The 15,939-nt window shown below is 74.6% G+C and carries 13 protein-coding genes; 11 read left to right on the top strand and 2 right to left on the bottom strand.

Features of this window, described 5'->3' with window-relative positions:
* Positions 1-16: 16 nt before the first annotated feature.
* The 11 genes from R7226_RS10745 (at position 17) to R7226_RS10695 (ending at position 13,086) form a co-directional block, all read left to right on the top strand.
* Entirely contained in the window at positions 17-871 is an 855-nt protein-coding gene (locus R7226_RS10745; RefSeq protein WP_318597136.1) for a gamma-glutamyl-gamma-aminobutyrate hydrolase family protein, read from the top strand.
* A complete protein-coding gene (locus R7226_RS10740; RefSeq protein ID WP_318597135.1) occupies positions 871-2,649 on the top strand; it encodes an N-acetylglutaminylglutamine amidotransferase in 1,779 nt (592 codons plus the stop codon). Before R7226_RS10745 ends, R7226_RS10740 begins: the two co-directional genes overlap by 1 nt.
* Before the next feature lie 5 nt (positions 2,650-2,654).
* A complete protein-coding gene (locus R7226_RS10735) occupies positions 2,655-4,136 on the top strand; it encodes a circularly permuted type 2 ATP-grasp protein (RefSeq protein ID WP_318597134.1) in 1,482 nt (493 codons plus the stop codon).
* On the top strand, positions 4,121-5,260 hold the full coding sequence (locus R7226_RS10730) for a carboxylate-amine ligase (RefSeq protein WP_318597133.1): 1,140 nt from the start codon (positions 4,121-4,123) through the stop codon (positions 5,258-5,260). Before R7226_RS10735 ends, R7226_RS10730 begins: the two co-directional genes overlap by 16 nt.
* Before the next feature lie 63 nt (positions 5,261-5,323).
* On the top strand, positions 5,324-7,036 hold the full coding sequence (locus R7226_RS10725) for a thiamine pyrophosphate-binding protein (protein WP_404827811.1): 1,713 nt from the start codon (positions 5,324-5,326) through the stop codon (positions 7,034-7,036).
* Positions 7,037-7,054: 18 nt separating this feature from the next.
* The gene (locus R7226_RS10720; protein WP_318597131.1) at positions 7,055-7,834 is read left to right on the top strand and encodes a cyclase family protein; all 780 of its coding nucleotides are present in this window, start codon (positions 7,055-7,057) and stop codon (positions 7,832-7,834) included.
* Positions 7,835-7,908: 74 nt separating this feature from the next.
* Entirely contained in the window at positions 7,909-8,547 is a 639-nt protein-coding gene (locus R7226_RS10715) for a hypothetical protein (protein WP_318597130.1), read from the top strand.
* A gap of 43 nt (positions 8,548-8,590) precedes the next feature.
* On the top strand, positions 8,591-9,190 hold the full coding sequence (locus R7226_RS10710) for an RNA polymerase sigma factor (protein ID WP_318597128.1): 600 nt from the start codon (positions 8,591-8,593) through the stop codon (positions 9,188-9,190).
* A complete protein-coding gene (locus R7226_RS10705; RefSeq protein ID WP_318597127.1) occupies positions 9,187-10,422 on the top strand; it encodes a hypothetical protein in 1,236 nt (411 codons plus the stop codon). The genes R7226_RS10710 and R7226_RS10705 overlap by 4 nt, the downstream gene beginning before the upstream one ends.
* Entirely contained in the window at positions 10,419-11,549 is a 1,131-nt protein-coding gene (locus tag R7226_RS10700; protein WP_318597126.1) for a hypothetical protein, read from the top strand. The genes R7226_RS10705 and R7226_RS10700 overlap by 4 nt, the downstream gene beginning before the upstream one ends.
* A gap of 103 nt (positions 11,550-11,652) precedes the next feature.
* Positions 11,653-13,086: an APC family permease gene (locus tag R7226_RS10695; protein WP_318597125.1), complete on the top strand. Its 1,434-nt coding sequence runs from the start codon at positions 11,653-11,655 to the stop codon at positions 13,084-13,086.
* Here the strand turns inward: R7226_RS10695 and R7226_RS10690 are convergent.
* Positions 13,083-14,102, bottom strand: coding sequence for a mechanosensitive ion channel family protein (locus R7226_RS10690; RefSeq protein ID WP_318597123.1), 1,020 nt, complete (start codon positions 14,100-14,102; stop codon positions 13,083-13,085). The two genes, R7226_RS10695 and R7226_RS10690, sit on opposite strands and share 4 nt — an antisense overlap.
* 99 nt (positions 14,103-14,201) lie before the next feature.
* A complete protein-coding gene (locus R7226_RS10685) occupies positions 14,202-15,929 on the bottom strand; it encodes an FG-GAP repeat domain-containing protein (RefSeq protein WP_318597121.1) in 1,728 nt (575 codons plus the stop codon).
* Positions 15,930-15,939 lie beyond the last annotated feature (10 nt).

Genomic DNA, 15,939 nt, shown 5'->3' with positions numbered 1-15,939 from the left:
TAGGCATCGTTGGACGATGCTCCGGACACGCGGGATCGCTGCACTGATGCCGATCAGCACTGATGACGGACGCCCCAGACGCGGGCGCGAGCGGCCCCTGATCGCGGTCACGACCTCCGAGATGCGCGATCCGCCGGAGCACCTGACGAAGGACCAGGCCGATCCGCCGCGGCGCGAGCTGGCGCTCGGCCTGCGCTATCTGGAGGCGATCGAGAGCACCGGCGGCGTGCCGGTCGTGGCGCCGCCGATGGGGCTCGTCGCCGCCGAGGCGTTGCTCGACGCCGTCGACGGGCTCTGCCTCTCCGGCGGCCCCGACATCCACCCGAGCGCCTACGGCCAGGAGCCCGATCCCGAGCTGGGACCGACCGAGCGCGAGCTGGACGCCTTCGAGCTGGCGCTCGTGCGCGCCGCGGACGCACGCGGCCTGCCGGTGCTGGCCGTCTGCCGCGGGATGCAGCTCGTCAACGTCGCGCGCGGCGGCACGCTGATCCAGCACCTGCCCGACGTCGTCGGCGACGAGGTCGAGCACCGCCAGAGAGAGCGGGCCGAGAACCTCACGCACGAGGTCAGAGTCGCCGAGCACTCGCTGCTGACCGACGTGCTCGGCTGGCGCCACGGCGCCGTCAACTCCTTCCACCATCAGGCGGTCGACGAGCTGGGCTTCGGCCTGGTCGCGACTGCCTGGGCGCCCGACGGCACCGTCGAGGCGTTCGAGGCGCCCGACCGTGCGTTCCTCGTCGGCGTCCAGTGGCATGCCGAGTGCCTGATCGGCTGGCCCGAGCACGTGCGCCTCTTCCAGGCGTTCATCGCCGCCTGCCGCGACGGCGGCGAGACGCTGCGCCCGCGCGCGGTGGAGGCGGTGAGCGGCTGATGTGCGGCCTCGCCGGCGAGATCGCGTTCGAGCGCCCCGCTGACGTCTGCGCCGTCGAGCGGATGGCGGAGACGATGGCGCGGCGCGGCCCCGACGGCCACGGCAGCTGGGCCAACGAGCGGATTGCGCTGGCGCACCGGCGCCTGAAGATCATCGACCTCTCCGAGCGCGGCGCGCAGCCGCTCGTCGACCCGGAGCTGGATCTGACGATCGTCTTCAACGGCTGCATCTACAACTACAAGGAGCTGCGCGCGGAGCTGGAGGCCGACGGCTTCCGCTTCTTCTCGACCGGCGACTCCGAGGTGATCGCAAAGGCGTACAAGCGCTGGGGCGCGGCCTGCGTCGAGCGCTTCGCCGGCATGTTCGCCTTCGCCGTCGCCGAGCGCGACACCGGCCGCGTGACGCTTGCGCGCGACCGCCTCGGGATCAAGCCGCTCTACCTCGCCGAGACCGATGGCGCGCTGCGCTTCGCCTCGACGTTGCCTGCCCTGCTGGCGGGCGGCGGCGTCGACACGCGGCTCGACTCGGTCGCGCTGCACCACTACTTCTCCTGGCACGCGGTCGTGCCGGCGCCGCACACGATCCTGCGCGGCGTCCGCAAGCTGCCGCCCGCGACCGTGCTGACGATCGAGCCCGACGGCACGCGCAGACAGACGACCTACTGGGATCCGCCGTTCGAGCGCCGCCCCGAGCACGACGGGATGGGCGAGCGCGAGTGGAGCGACGCGGTGCTCGACGCGCTGCGCGTCGCCGTGCGGCGGCGGATGGTCGCCGACGTGCCCGTCGGCGTGCTGCTCTCCGGCGGCCTCGACTCGTCGCTGATCGTCGCGCTGCTGGCCGAGGAGGGCCAGCGCGGCCTGCAGACCTTCAGCATCGGCTTCGAGCACGGGCCGGAGGTCGAGGGCGACGAGTTCAGATACTCCGACCTGGTCGCGCGGCAGTACGAGACCGTGCACCAGCGCTGGCGCGTCTCCGGCGAGGAGATCCTCGCCGCGCTGCCCGACGCGATCGACGCGATGAGCGAGCCGATGACCTCGCACGACGCGATCGCCTTCTTCCTGCTCTCGCAGGAGGTCTCCGGCGCCGGCTGCAAGGTCGTGCAGTCCGGGCAGGGCGCCGACGAGGTCTTCGCCGGCTACTCCTGGTACCCGCCGCTGGCGGCCGCCGACGGGCTCGGCGACGACGCCTACGCGGCCGAGTTCATCGACCGCGATCCGGCCGAGATGGCCGACCTGCTGCATCCCAGACGGCTGCCGCCGGTCGACGTCAGCCGCCGCTTCGTGCGCGACCACTTCTCGCGCGCGGGCGCCGACGACCCGCTCGACCGCGCGCTGCGGCTCGACACGCAGATCATGCTCGTCGACGACCCGGTCAAGCGTGTCGACAACATGACGATGGCGTGGGGGCTGGAGGCGCGCACGCCCTTCCTCGACCACGAGCTGGTCGAGCTGGCCGCCGCCTGCCCGCCGTCGCTGAAGCTCGCGCACGGCGGCAAGGGCGTGCTGAAGACCGCGGCGCGGACGCTGTTGCCGGAGACCGTGATCGACCGCCCGAAGGGCTACTTCCCCGTGCCGGCCGTCTCGCACCTGGAGGGCGAGCCGCTGGAGCGGGTGCGCGCCGCGCTGACGGCGAGCGCCGCGCGCGACCGCGGCCTCTACCGGCCCGAGCACGTCGAGGCGCTGCTGGCCGACCCGGTCGGCGCGCGCACCGGGATCGGCAGCTCGAAGCTGTGGCAGGTCGGACTGCTGGAGATGTGGCTGCAAGGGCACGGGATCTAGCGGCGATGACGGTGCTCGAACCGGTCGACGACGAGGCGCGCGGCTCCGGCGAGGACAGCCACGGTGACGGCCGCCACGGCGAGCCGCACGGGGCGCTCGAGGGGTACGACGAGGCGTACGCCGCGCCGGGGTCGCCGCGCGCGCCGTACGAGCGGCTGCTGGGGGAGCTGGCCGAGGTCGATCTCGGTGCGCTGCGGGCGCAGGTGTGGAAGCGGATGGAGGCGATCGGCGCGACCTTCGGGACGCAGCCGTTCGGCGTCGACCCGGTGCCGCGGATCCTCGCCGCCGACGAGTGGGCGTCGCTCTCCGCCGGCCTCGCGCAGCGGGTGCTGGCGCTCAACGCCTTCGTGCGCGACGCCTACGGCGAGCGCCGCATCGTCACCGCCGGCGTCGTGCCGGCGCACGTGATCGAGCAGGCCGACGGCTACGAGCCCGACCTGCGCGGCCGGCTGCCCGACGGCGCGGTCCCGATCGGCGTCGCCGGCCTCGACGTCGTGCGCGACACCTGCGGCACGTTGCGGGTGCTGGAGGACAACCTGCGGATGCCGTCCGGCTTCACCTACGCGGTCGCCGCGCAGGAGGCGGTGCTGGAGGCGCTGCCGCACGTCGGCGCGCCGCGCCACGACCTCGCCGCCGGCGTCGCGCCGGCGCTCGCGCGGACACTGCGCGACGCCGCCCCCGGCGGCGGAGGAGGCAGCGGCGGCGGCTCCGACGGGCCGGTTGTCGTGCTGCTGAGCGAGGGCGAGGACGGCGCCACCTGGTACGAGCACGCGACCGCGGCGCGCTGGCTGGGGATCCCCGCCGTCACGCTGCGCGACCTGCGCCGCCACGGCCGCGACGTCGTCGCGACGCTCCCCGGCGGCCGGCGCGTGAAGGTCGACGTGGTCTATCGCCGCGCCGACGAGGACCGGCTGCGCGGCGACGACGGCCGCCCGACCGCGCTCGCCGAGCTGCTGCTGGAGCCGTGGCTGGCCGGTCACGTCGCGGTCGTCAACGCCTTCGGCACCGGGGTGGCCGACGACAAGCTCGCGCACGCCCACGTCGAGGGGATGATCCGCTTCTACCTCGGCCAGGAGCCGCTGCTGAAGTCGGTCCCGACGCTCGACCCGAGCGACCCGGACGTCGCCGCGCGCGTGATCGCCGACCCGCGCTCCTACGTCGTCAAGCCGCGCTCGGGCGAGGGCGGCAAGGGCGTCGTCGTCTGCGCCCACGCCGACGCCGCCGACGTGCGGCGCGTCGTGCACGAGCTGCGCGAGCGGCCCGAGCGCTGGATCGCGCAGGAGACGGTCGCGCTGTCGCACCACCCGACCGTCGTCGACGGCAGACTGGCGCCGCGGCACATCGACCTGCGGCCGTTCGTCTTCGCGACCAGGACCGGCGCGACCGCCGTCCCCGGCGGGCTGACGCGCGTCGCCTGGGAGGCCGGCGCGCTGGTCGTCAACTCCTCACAGCAGGGCGGTGCGAAGGACACATGGGTGCTTCGGTAGAGGACGTCGGCGCGTTGCCCGAATGGGCGGAGTGGAACCCGACCGCGACCGCCTACACGCTCGGCGTCGAGGAGGAGGTGATGCTGCTCGACCCGTGGCGCTGGTCGCTGGCGCAGCGGATCGAGGACGCGCTCGATGGGCTGCCCGAGTCGCTCGGCGGCTTCATCAGCGCCGAGACCCACCAGGCCGCGATCGAGCTGGCGACCGAGCCGCACCGCACCGTCGCCGGCGCGACCGGCCAGCTGCGCGCGCTGCGCGGCCAGCTCTCCGACGGGCTCGCGGCGCTGGGGATGGCGGTCGCCGCCGCCGGCACCCACCCGACCGCGACGTGGAAGGAGACGGAGGTCTCGCCGGCCGGCCGCCACCAGCTGATCCACGAGACGATGCGGGAGCTGGCGCGGCGCGAGCCGACCTTCGCGCTGCACGTCCACGTCGGCGTCGCGGAGGCGGCGAGCGCGACGAGACTGCTCAACCAGATGCGCGCGCACGTGCCGCTGCTGCTGGCGCTGTCGGCCAACTCGCCGTTCTGGCAGGGCCGTGACGCCGGCATCTGCTCGGCCCGCACGATCGTCTTCTCGACCTTCCCGCGCACCGGCATCCCGCGCCGCTTCGACGACTACCTCGACTGGGTCGGGGCGGTCGACCCGCTGATACGCGCCGGCGCGATCCCCGAGCCGACCTTCCTGTGGTGGGACCTGCGGCTGCAGCCGAAGCTCGGCACGCTGGAGATCCGCATCATGGACGCGCAGACGCGCGTCGAGGACACGGCGGCGCTGGTCGCGCTGGTGCAGTCGGTCGCGCGGCTGGAGCTGGAGGAGGGGTTCGTCGCGCGGCAGCTGGTCCGCTCACCGGAGGTGCTGGCGGAGAACCGCTTCCTGGCGCTGCGCGACGGGATGGACGCCGACCTGATCGACCCGGTCGCCGAGCGGCTGGTGCCGGCGCGCGAGCAGCTCGAGCGGCTGCTCGACGCCGCCCGCCCGCACGCTGAGGAGCTGGGCTGCCGCGACGAGCTGGACGAGGCGGCGCGGCTGGCCGCCGAGCCCGGCGCCGCGCGCCAGCGCGCGCTCGCCGAGCGCGCCCGCAACCTGCCCGAGGTCGTGCGCGGCCTGGCGGAGGCGTTCTAGGCGCTTGCCGCGAGGCTCGCGCGGCGTGGCGCGGCCCGCGCGCGGCGGCGCGCCGCCACTAGGATGCGCCGCGTGAGCGGATCGACGGAGACGGTCGCCGAAGCGGTCGGCGCGACGCTGGCCGCGGCCGGCGTGCGGATGGTCTTCGGCGTGCTCGGCAGCGGCAACCTCGTCGTCACCAACGCGCTCGTCGCCGGTGGCGCGCGCTTCGTCGCCGCCCGCCACGAGGGCGGCGCCGCCTGCATGGCAGACGGCTACGCGCGCGTCAGCGGCGAGGCCGGCGTCGTCACGGTCCACCAGGGACCGGGGCTGACGAACGCGATGACGGGGATCGCCGAGGCCGTCAAGAGCCGCACCCCGCTGCTCGTGCTCGCCGCCGACACCCCGGCCGCCGCGCTGCACTCGAACTTCCGCATCGACCAGGCCGCGATGGTCGAGGCCGTGGGGGCGGTCGCCGTGCGGTTGAGCGACCCCTCTGACGCCGTCGCCGCCCTCCGCCGCGCCGCCGCCGAGCGCCGCCCCGTCGTGGTCAACCTCCCACTTGACGTGCAGCGCGCGCCGGCGCCGTCGATGAGGGCGGCTCTGAGGTCGTCAGACGCCCGCAAACCTGCCCTCATCCCGGATGCCGAGGCGGTGAGGCGGGTCGTGGAGTTGCTGGCTGCCTCTGAGCGGCCGGTGATCGTCGGGGGCCGCGGGGCGGTGCTGAGCGGCGCGGGGCCAGCGCTGGCCGCGCTCGGCGAGCGCTGCGGAGCGCTGCTGGCGACCTCCGCGCCTGCGCACGGGCTGTTCGCCGGTGAGCCGTTCGCGCTCGGGATCGCCGGCGGGCTGGCGACGCCGCTGGCGCAGGAGCTGCTGCCGCAGGCCGACCTCGTGCTCGCGTTCGGCGCCGCGCTCAACCATTGGACGACGCGCAGCGGCACGCTCTTCGGCGACGCCGCGGTCGTGCAGGTCGACGTCGACGAAGCGGCGCTGGGCGTCCACGGCCCGCGGGCGGCGACGGTCGTCGGGGATGCCGGCGGGGTCGCGAGGGCGCTGATCGCGGCACTCGATGCGGCGGCGGGCCGCGCGGGCGACCTCGCCGCCGGCGACAGCGGCGCCACCCGCGGCTGGCGCACCCCCGAGCTGGCACGGACGATCGCGCGCCGCCGCTGGCGCGACGAGCCGCTCGACGCCGCCGTCGCACGCGCGGGCGAGCCGCCGGCGGGGCGCGTCCACCCCGGCGCGCTGACGATCGCGCTCGACGACCTGCTGCCGGCCGACCGCACGGTCGCGCTCGACTCCGGCCACTTCCTCGGCTGGCCGGCGATGTACCTGCCGGTGACCGACCCGCGCGGGTGGGTCTTCGCGAACGGCTTCCAGGCCGTCGGCCTGGGGCTCGGCTGCGCGATCGGCGCGGCGCTCGCGCGGCCGGACCGGATCACCGTCGCCGCGCTCGGCGACGGCGGCTGCTTCATGGCGCTGCCGGAGCTGGAGAGCACTGCCCGGCTCGCCCTCAAGCTGCTCGTCGTCGTCTACGACGACGCCGCCTACGGCGCCGAGGTCCACCACTTCGCGCCCAGCGGCCAGGACGTCTCCGGCGCTCAGTTTCCCGACGCCGACGTCGCCGCGCTCGGTCGCGCGGCCGGGGCGGAGGCCGTCACCGTCCGCGACCTCGGCGACCTCGCCGCCGTCGAGCGCTGGCTGGCCGCCGGCGCGCCCGGGCCGCTCGTGCTCGACGCGAAGGTCGATCCCACCATCTGCGCCGCCTGGCTCGAGGACGCCTTCCGCGGCGGTTGACCCCACAGGAGAGTGCCGATGTCCGCCACGCCCGTCACCGCGCTGCTCGACGCGCTCGCCAGCGCCGCCGTCAAGGTCGTCGACCTGACGCAGCCGCTGAGCGAGCGCACGCCCGTGCTGCAGCTGCCGCCGCCGTTCGAGAACACGCCGCCGCTGAGCCGTCGCACGCTCAGCAGATACGACGACAGAGGCCCGATGTGGGCGTGGTCGGTGCTGGAGCTGGGCGAGCACACCGGCACGCACTTCGACGCGCCGATCCACTGGGTCACCGGCAGAGACGGCGAGGACGTCGCGTCGGTGCCGCCGGCGAAGCTGGTCGGCCCGGCGGTCGTGATCGACAAGGTCGCCGAGGTCGAGCGCAACCCCGGGTATCTGCTGACGGTCGACGACCTGCATGCGCACGAGCGCGAGCACGGCCGCATCCCCGACGGCGCCTGGCTGCTGCTGCGGACCGGCTGGGAGTCGCGCGCGACCGACGCCGAGGCGTTCCTCAACGCCGGCCCCGACGGACCGGTGACGCCCGGCCCCGACGGCGCCGCCGCACTGTGGCTGGCGAACGAGCGCGCGATCACCGGCTTCGGCGTCGAGACGGTCGGCACCGATGCCGGCGCGGCGGGCGGCTTCGACCCGCCCTTCCCGGCCCACACCCACCTGCTCGGCGCCGGGGTCTACGGCCTCACGCAGCTCGCCAACCTCGGTGAGCTGCCGGTCACCGGGGCGCTGATCGTCGTCGCGCCGCTGAAGCTCGTCGACGGCACCGGCAGCCCGACGCGCGCGCTCGCGCTCGTCCCCGCCTGAGGCTCGCCCGACCCGGATGTCAGCGTCCGACGCGCGCGGTTTCGCGCGCGGCGGGCGCTGGGCAACGCCGAGGTATGACCTCGACGAGAACGGACCGACTCCCACCGCACTACGGCGGACCCGGCACGTCGAGCTTCGCGCGGCTGCGCGACGCGCGCGTGCTCGACTTCACGCGGGAAGCGGCCGCCGACGCGCTCGCCGGCCGCACCGTCTGGTGCCTGTCGGCGCTGCCCTCCGGCGCGCTCGCCGCGGAGGCCGTCGACGCCTGCCTCTGCCGTCCGGCCGACGACGGCGTCGCGACCCGCCGCCGCCACCTCGGCGAGCACTGGGCCGAACGCGACGCCGATGCGCTGCTCGGCGCCGAGATCGGCCGCGACGACGTCGTCGTGCTGCACGATCCGCTCGTCGCGACGCTTGCCGACGCGGTCCGCGCGCGCGGCGCGCACGCTGTCTGGCAGCTCCACGGGGAACTGCTCGCCGGACCGCTGCCGCGGGCGCTCGACGCCTGCGTCGTCCATACGCGCAGCGGCGGTCTCGACCACCTGACGGCGGCGCTGCCGGCGCCCGGCCACGTCGCGGTCAAGGACGTCGAGCCGTCCGATCGCGGCACCGGCTTCGGCTGGCGCTCGCTGTTGGCCGACGTCGTCGCCGAGGATCGCGACGAATGCGTCGGCGGGACGCTGCACGTGCGACCGGTGATCGCCGCGCGGTAGCGCCTGCGCGTCACAACCGCCCCGACCTGCTCGTATAGGAGGTGTGGGGCGACAGGGGACAGAGCAGCGGCCGCCGCTGCCGCGGGCGGGAGAGCGCAGCGACGAGCAGCTGCTGGCCGCCTGCGCCGAGGATCCGGAGGCGTTCGCCGCCTTCTACCGCCGCCACGTCGGCCCGGTGCTCGCCTACGTGCACGGCCGCACCGGCCGCGCCGAGCTGGCCGCCGACGTCTGCGCCGAGACCTTCGCGCGTGCGCTGGAGCGGGCCGCGCAGTACGACGCGGCGCGCGGCCCGGCGCGCGGCTGGCTGTTCGCGATCGGCTCCTCGGTGCTGGTCGACGGCTTCCGCCGCGGCCAGGTCGAGGATCGCGCGCGCCGCCGGCTCGGGATCCCGCCGCGCGAGCTGACCGACCGCGACCTCGAGCGGATCGAGGAGCTGATCGACGCGCGCAGCGGTCCCGATCCCTCCGCGCTCGTCGCCGACCTGCCGGCCGAGCAGCGCGAGGCGCTGCTGGCGCGGATCGTCGAGGAGCGCTCCTACGCGGAGATCGCCGCGTCCCTGAAGGTCTCGCAGGCGGTCGTGCGCCAGCGCGTCAGCCGCGGGCTGTCGGCCCTGCGCAGCCAGCTCAAAGAGGAGCCGCGATGAGCGACCTCGACTTCCTCGACGGCCTCGAACGCGACCTCGTCGCGGCCGCCGCGCGGCGCCGCGACGCCCGCCGCGCCGCGCTGCTCGCGCGGCTGCGACAGCGGCTCGGCCTGCGCCACACGGGGCTGGCCGCGCTGCTGGTCGTGCTCGTCGGCGCGGCGACCGCGGGGGCGACCTTCGCCGTGCTGCGCGCGAGCGTGATCAGCGGCCCCGCGGCGCGCGACACGCCGCGCGACCAGCTGCCGCTGCCGGCGAGCGCGCGCGTCAGCGAGCTGCGCACGCCCGATCCCGATCCGGCCGCGCCGCCGTGGACGCTGCGGCTGGCGCGCAGCTCGACCGGCCTGCTCTGCACGACGACCGGCCAGGTCGACGACGGCCGCTTCGGCCTCGTCGGTCTCGACGGCCGCTTCCGCGTCTACAGCGAGCGGATCGTCGACTCCTGCGGCGAGCGGGTCGCGGGAGCACGCGCCTCGCTCGTCGGGGCGCGCATCTTCGACGCCGACCGCCACGCCGACGTGCGCACCGTCGTCAACGGCGTCGGCGGCTCACAGCTGCGCGGGGCCACGCTCGTGCTCGCGGACGGCCGGCGCGCGGTGCCGCTCGGCGCCGGCGGCACCTTCGTCACGGCGCTGCGCGGTTACCCGGAGGACACTGCCCTGCGCGTCGAGCTGCGCTTCGCCGGAGGCGCCGTGGAGCGCCACGACTTCGGCACTGACCCGGCGGTCGTGCCCGATCCCGAGGGCGGCCGCGCCTGGCGCGTCGACGTCTCGCTCGCGAGCGAGTCCTCCGACCGCGACCGCTGCGTCGAGTTCCGGCCCGCGCGCTCGTCACGGACGCTCGACCTCTTTCATGCCGAGCCGCCGACCAGCCCGGCGCTCTGCGGTCGCACCCGCCGTGGGATGCCGCCGACCGGCGTCTACTTCGGCGCCCGCCGGATCGAACCCGGCAGCGGCGGCCGGTCGGCATGGCGACGGGGCCACGGCTGGTGGGGCGACCATCCCGCGCGCACGGCGCTGTGGGGCGGCTTCGCGAACGACGTCGCGCGGATCGAGGTGCTCGGACCCGGCGGCGAGCGACGCGTGCCGGCGCTCGGCAGACGCCACCTCTTCCTCGCGCTCTTCCCGGCGACCGTCGACCCGCGCGCGCTGCGTGTGCGCGTGACGCTGAGAGACGGGAGCGTGCGCGAGCATCGCGGCGACACCGGGCTGACCGCTGGGAGGTGGCGCGGATGAGGCTGCGCACGCTTCTGCTCGGGGCGCTGTGCGGCGCGGCCGTCGCGGTCGTGCTGGCGCTGGCGCTGCGACCGTCCGATCACGGTTCGGCCGCGTCCGCCGCCGATCCGCTCGCCGGCGGCGGCGTGGCGGCGCCGGCTGGGACCGCGCCGCGTGTCTCCGCGGTCGCGCCACGTCCGCCGGACGGCCGCCGCGACCACCGGATCGTCGGTCACCTGCGGATCGCGGCGCGGGCGGGCGATCCCGATGGGGGACCGGCGTGGGCGATCCGCGCCTACGGTCTGCGCCGCACCTGGCGCGAGCGCGACGGCCGCGTGCTCGTGCGGCCGCGCAACGACTGCATGCAGCTCGGCCGCCTGCTCGACGGCCGCTTCGGCTGGGTCGACGGCGCCAACGTCTTCCGTCCAGTCGCGCCCGCGGCGCCCGGCGCGCCAGAGCAGTGCGGGCCGCCGGTGGGCGCGCTGTCATGGCCGCGGACGGTGCAGCGGCTGACGCGGATCACGCATCCGCGCCGCGGCGGCGAACCGCAGGCGCTGCAGACCGTCGAGTGGGCGCTCCCCAGTAGAGCGGGGGAAGCGCCGCTGCTGGCGGTTGGCGGCGCGGCGCGGGAGCGGGCCGCGCGTGCCGAGTACCGCGTCGCCGACCCCGGCGGCGGACTGCCGTGGGGCTTCCCGCGCGATGAGGGCAGAGGCAGCGCCTGCCTGACGTCGTTCGGGCAGCTCGTCGGGGCGCGGCCCGGCCGGGTCGACATGACGCTCGACGTCGTCAGCGCCGTTCGCTACGAAGGCTTCTGCCCCAACAACGACGGCAACGAGCCGTTGACGCGCCGACGGCCGCTCTTCACGTGGGTGACGAGTCAGCCGCAGTCGCAGGTCGGCTCCCCGCGTGACCGCCGTATCGCCCGCACCCTGCCGGGGCTGACGACGCTCGTCGGGCGTGCTCATCCGGAGGTCGTCGCGATCACGGTCAGCGGCCCGCGCGACGTGCGCACGATCACGCCGTCGCCGCGCGACCGCGTCTTCGCCGTCGTCTGGGACGGCACCTTCCCCACCGGTTCGCTGCTGCTGCGGGCGCGGATGCGCGACGGCAGCGTGCGGGTCCAGCGGGCATGGGTCTGGCGCTCCTGAGCGCCGCAAACGCGCCATTCGGCCGATCGGCGCGCCGGAACGCTGGACGCGCGGCAGGGCGAGGACGCTATTGGACGCACCGGAAGCCGGGTAGCGTCGTGGCATGGGAGCGATCAGGAGAACCCTGCATCCCGGTGCGGGGCGCAGGCCGCTGCACGCCGGCGGCACCGCCGGCGTCGAGGCGGAGGCGCAAGAGCGCGCCGAGGGCGGCCTGAAGAAGGCGATCGGCCGCAACATGCTGCTGTTCTTCGTCGTCGGCGACGTGCTCGGCGCAGGCATCTACGCGCTCGTCGGCGAGGTCGGCGGCCGTGTCGGCGGCGCGATCTGGACGTCGTTCGCGGTTGCGCTGGCGCTCGCCTTCATGACCGCGTTCGCGTACGCCGAGCTGGTCACGAAGTACCCGAAGGCGGCCGGCGCGGCGCTGTACGTCAACAAGGCCTTTCGCGCGCCGTTCCTGACCTTTCTCGTCGCCTTCGCGGTGATGTGCTCGGGCATCACCTCGGCCGCGACGCTCTCGACGGCGTTCGGCGGCGACTACCTGAAGCAGTTCATCTCGGTCCCGACGGTGACGGCCGCGCTCGTCTTCATCGCGATCGTCGCGCTGATCAACTTCCGCGGCATCTCGGAGTCGGTGAGACTGAACATCGCGCTCACGTGCATCGAGCTGGGCGGGCTGCTGCTGATCGCCGTGATCGCGGCTGCCGCGGTCTTCAACGGCGACGGCGACCCCGGCCGCGCGATGGAGTTCAAGAGCGGCGACTCGGTCCCGATCGCGATCCTCGCCGGCGCCGCGCTCGCCTTCTATGCGCTGATCGGCTTCGAGGACTCGGTCAACGTCGCGGAGGAGACGAAGAACCCGCAGCGCGACTACCCGCGTGCGCTCTTCGGCGGCCTGATCGCGGCCGGTGTGATCTACCTGACCGTCACCGTGCTCGCCTCGATGGCCGTCCCGACCGGGACGCTCGCCAGCTCCAGCGGCCCGCTGCTGGAGGTCGCGCAGGTCGGCCCGCTGGCGATCAGCACGAAGGTCTTCGCCGCGATCGCGCTGTTCGCGGTCGCCAACGGCGCGCTGATCAACATGATCATGGCGTCGCGGCTGGTCTACGGCATGAGCCGCGAGGGGATCGTGCCGAGGTTCTTCGGCGGCGTCCACAGAGACCGCCGCACCCCGCTCGCCGCGATCGTCTTCACGACGGCGCTGTGCATGCTGCTGATCGCGATCGGCACGCTGGAGAAGCTCGCCGACACGACCGTGACGCTCCTGCTGTGCGTCTTCATCCTCGTCAACGTCTCGGTGCTCGTGCTGCGCAGAGATCGCGTCGACCACGACCACTTCAGAGCGCCGAGCCTGATCCCGGTCGTCGGCGCCGGCGTCTGCGCCGTCCTGCTGACCCAGCAGCCCGGCTCGTCGTTCCCGTTCGCCGGCGGCCTGATGCTGCTCGGCGTGGTCCTCTACTTCGTCAGCCGTCTCGCGACCGGTCCGGTCGACATGGACACGAGCCGGCTGCAGAAGGTCGAGTCGCCGGGGAAGGATTAGCTCGCGTCGCCGCCCGAGCCAGCCGCGGCCGGCTCCTCGCTGCGGTGCCAGACGGTCTGCTGCGGGAAGGGGATCTCGATCCCGTTCGCGTCGAAGGCGGCCTTTATGCGCTCGCGCAGCAGGCGGCTGACCTCCCACTGCTGGGAGGGGGTCGTCTTGACGAGCGTGCGGATCGTCACGCCGCTGGCGCCGAGTCTCTCGACGCCCTGCACGTCGGGCTCCTCGAGCACGTCGCCGCTCGCCCTCCAGACCTCGTCGGCGACGCGCTTGATGACGGCGCGCGCCTGCTCGATGTCGGTGCCGTAGGCGACCTCGACGTCGAGCACCGCGCGCGACCAGTGCTTCGACATGTTGCCGACGCGGCGGATCTCGCCGTTGGGCACGTGCCAGACCGTCCCCTCGACCGAGCGCAGCTGCGTCGTGCGCAGCGAGATCGCCTCGACGGTGCCGCTGGTGCCGTCGAGGTCGACGACGTCGCCGACGCCGAACTGGTCCTCGACGAGGATGAACATCCCCGACAGGAAGTCCTTCACGAGCGCCTGCGAGCCGAAGCCGATCGCGAGGCCGACGACGCCGGCGCCGGCCAGCAGCGGCGCGAGGTTGACGCCCAGCTCGTCGAGCACCATGAAGCCGGCGATCGCGAAGATCACGAAGGAGACGATCGAGCGCAGCACGCCCGACAGCGCGTTGGCGCGCTGCTCGGCGCGCAGGTTCGTCTCCTGCGTCTCCAGGAAGGCCGCCGGAGTGCGCTTGCGGACGGCGCCGAGCCGCTCGCGCATCGCGCCGGAGGCCATTCCGCGCAGCATCCGCTTCACCGCCCGGCGGGCGATGCGGTTGAAGATCACGGCGACGAGCAGGATCAGCAGGATCCGCAATGGCGGTCCCACCAGCCAGTCACCGAGCTCGGCGAGCGTCCGGTTGTCGGTGGCGTCGAGGACGGTCCGGCAGATGCGACCCGGATCGTCTCCGCACACCGATCTCAGACGCTCCGGGGAGACGTCTGCGAGCACGAGCACGGGTTACGACCGTAGCAAGGAGCGCGGGCGCGGCGTCGTGCCGGCGGTCGCGCCGCGCCGCGCCGCGCGCCGGCGGGCGCGCGGCGCGACGGCCCCGTCTCAGCGCAGCGAGCCGGGCGTCTCGACGACCTGGCGCGAGGTCGCGGCCGTGCGCTCGAGGACGACGACGATGCGGACCGGCAGCGCGCCGGTGCGCTGCCGCCCGAGCGTCCGCCGTCCGAGGCGGTTGAGCGTGACCTTGGCGCTGCGGGCACCGCCGGCGGTGAGACGGCCGCTGCCCAGCAGCGCGCCATTGCGACCGGCTGCGCGCAGTCGGACCGCGCCGGCGCAGCGATGCGAGCCGGCCGGGCAGGCGATACGGACGACAGCCGTGCCGCGCCGCACGCGCAGCGTCGTCGAGAGGATCCGCGGCAAGGAGGTCGTGGCACCGGCCCGCGCGACCGGGCGAACGGGCGAGAGGTCGCCGATCTCGCCGAGCGGACGGGGGTGCGGGGCGAGACCGCTGATCGGGCCGGGCTCGTGCAAGATTGCCGGCACATCCTCCGGCTTCGGCTCCTCCTCGCCGGGCTGCTCTCTGCCGGGCTCGTTGCCAGGCTGCTCTTCACCGCCGGGCTGCTCCTCGTCACCCGGCTGCTCTCTTCTCGGCTCCCACGGCGCGTCGGGCGTCGTGATGCGGTTGAGCAGCACCGACAGTTCGTGCCAGCCGGTCACCACGAGGTCGGTGAGGCCGTCGCCGTCGACGTCGGCCGGGGCCAGAGCCCAGCCGGTGCCGGCAGTCGCGAACGGACCGCCCGCAGCATCCGTGAAGCCGCCGCTGCCGTCGCCGAGGTGGACCGCGATCTCGTGGCCGTCGTTGTTGACCGCCGCGATGTCGGTCGTCCCGTTGCCGTCGAAGTCGGCCGTTGCGATTCGCGCGGGCCAGGGGACGGTTCTGATCGGCGAGCCGGGGACCGCGGCGAAGCCGCCGTCGCCGTCGCCGAGCAGGACGCCGATCGAATGGGAGAAGACGTTCGGGTAGGCGATGTCAGGGGTGCCGTCGGCGTTGAAGTCGGCGATGTACGGCCGGCTCGGCGCAGTGCCGGTCGCGTAGGGCGAGCCGGGCGCCTCGCTCCAGCCGCCGGCGCCGTCTCCGAGCTGCACCGCCAGCGAGAAGTACCCCGATCCGCTGAAGCCGGTCGTGACGACGTCCTTGGTGCCGTCGCCGTCGAGGTCGGCGACCGCTGGCCGGCTGGGGCCGTCGTTGACGGTGATCGTGCCGCCGGGGGCGAAGGTGCCGTCTCCGGCGCCGACCAGCACCTGGACGTTCGGGCCGGCGTCATGGACGGTCACCAGCAGGTCAGGGGCCGGGCTGCCGGCGACGTCGGCGATCGCGGCCTGGGTCCATCTGCCGAGGAATCCGCTCGTCCAGGCTCTCGTGAGGCCGCCGTCGCCGTCGCCGAGCAGCGCCGTCAGCGTTCCGTCGGCGTCGCCGGTGACGACGTCGGGGGCGTCGTCGCCGTCGAGGTCGCCGACGATCAGGGATTCCGGCGGCGATGCGGGCACGATCGGGGCCTGGGCGCTGAAGCCGCCGTTCCCGTCGCCGAGCCGCACGACGATCTCCCCGACACGCGGGGGCGTGTAGTAGGGCGTCGCGTACGCGGTGACGACATCGGCGTTGCCGTCACCATCGAAGTCGGCGGTTGCGCTCTCGGAGGGGGCGACGGTGCTGAGATACGGCGATCCCGGCGCCTCGGCGAAGCCGAGCGCGTGGGCCGCCGGCGCCGTCGCCGCCAGCGTCAGCACGACGCCGACGGGCAGCGCCAGCCGCGAGAAACGGTGGGTGAACATAGAAGCGCAA

Origin of the sequence: Conexibacter stalactiti, assembly GCF_033542075.1 — a bacterium.
Lineage (GTDB): Bacteria > Actinomycetota > Thermoleophilia > Solirubrobacterales > Solirubrobacteraceae > Conexibacter > Conexibacter stalactiti.
Note: the sequence above shows the minus strand (reverse complement) of the source record. Positions and strands in the feature narration are given on the sequence as shown.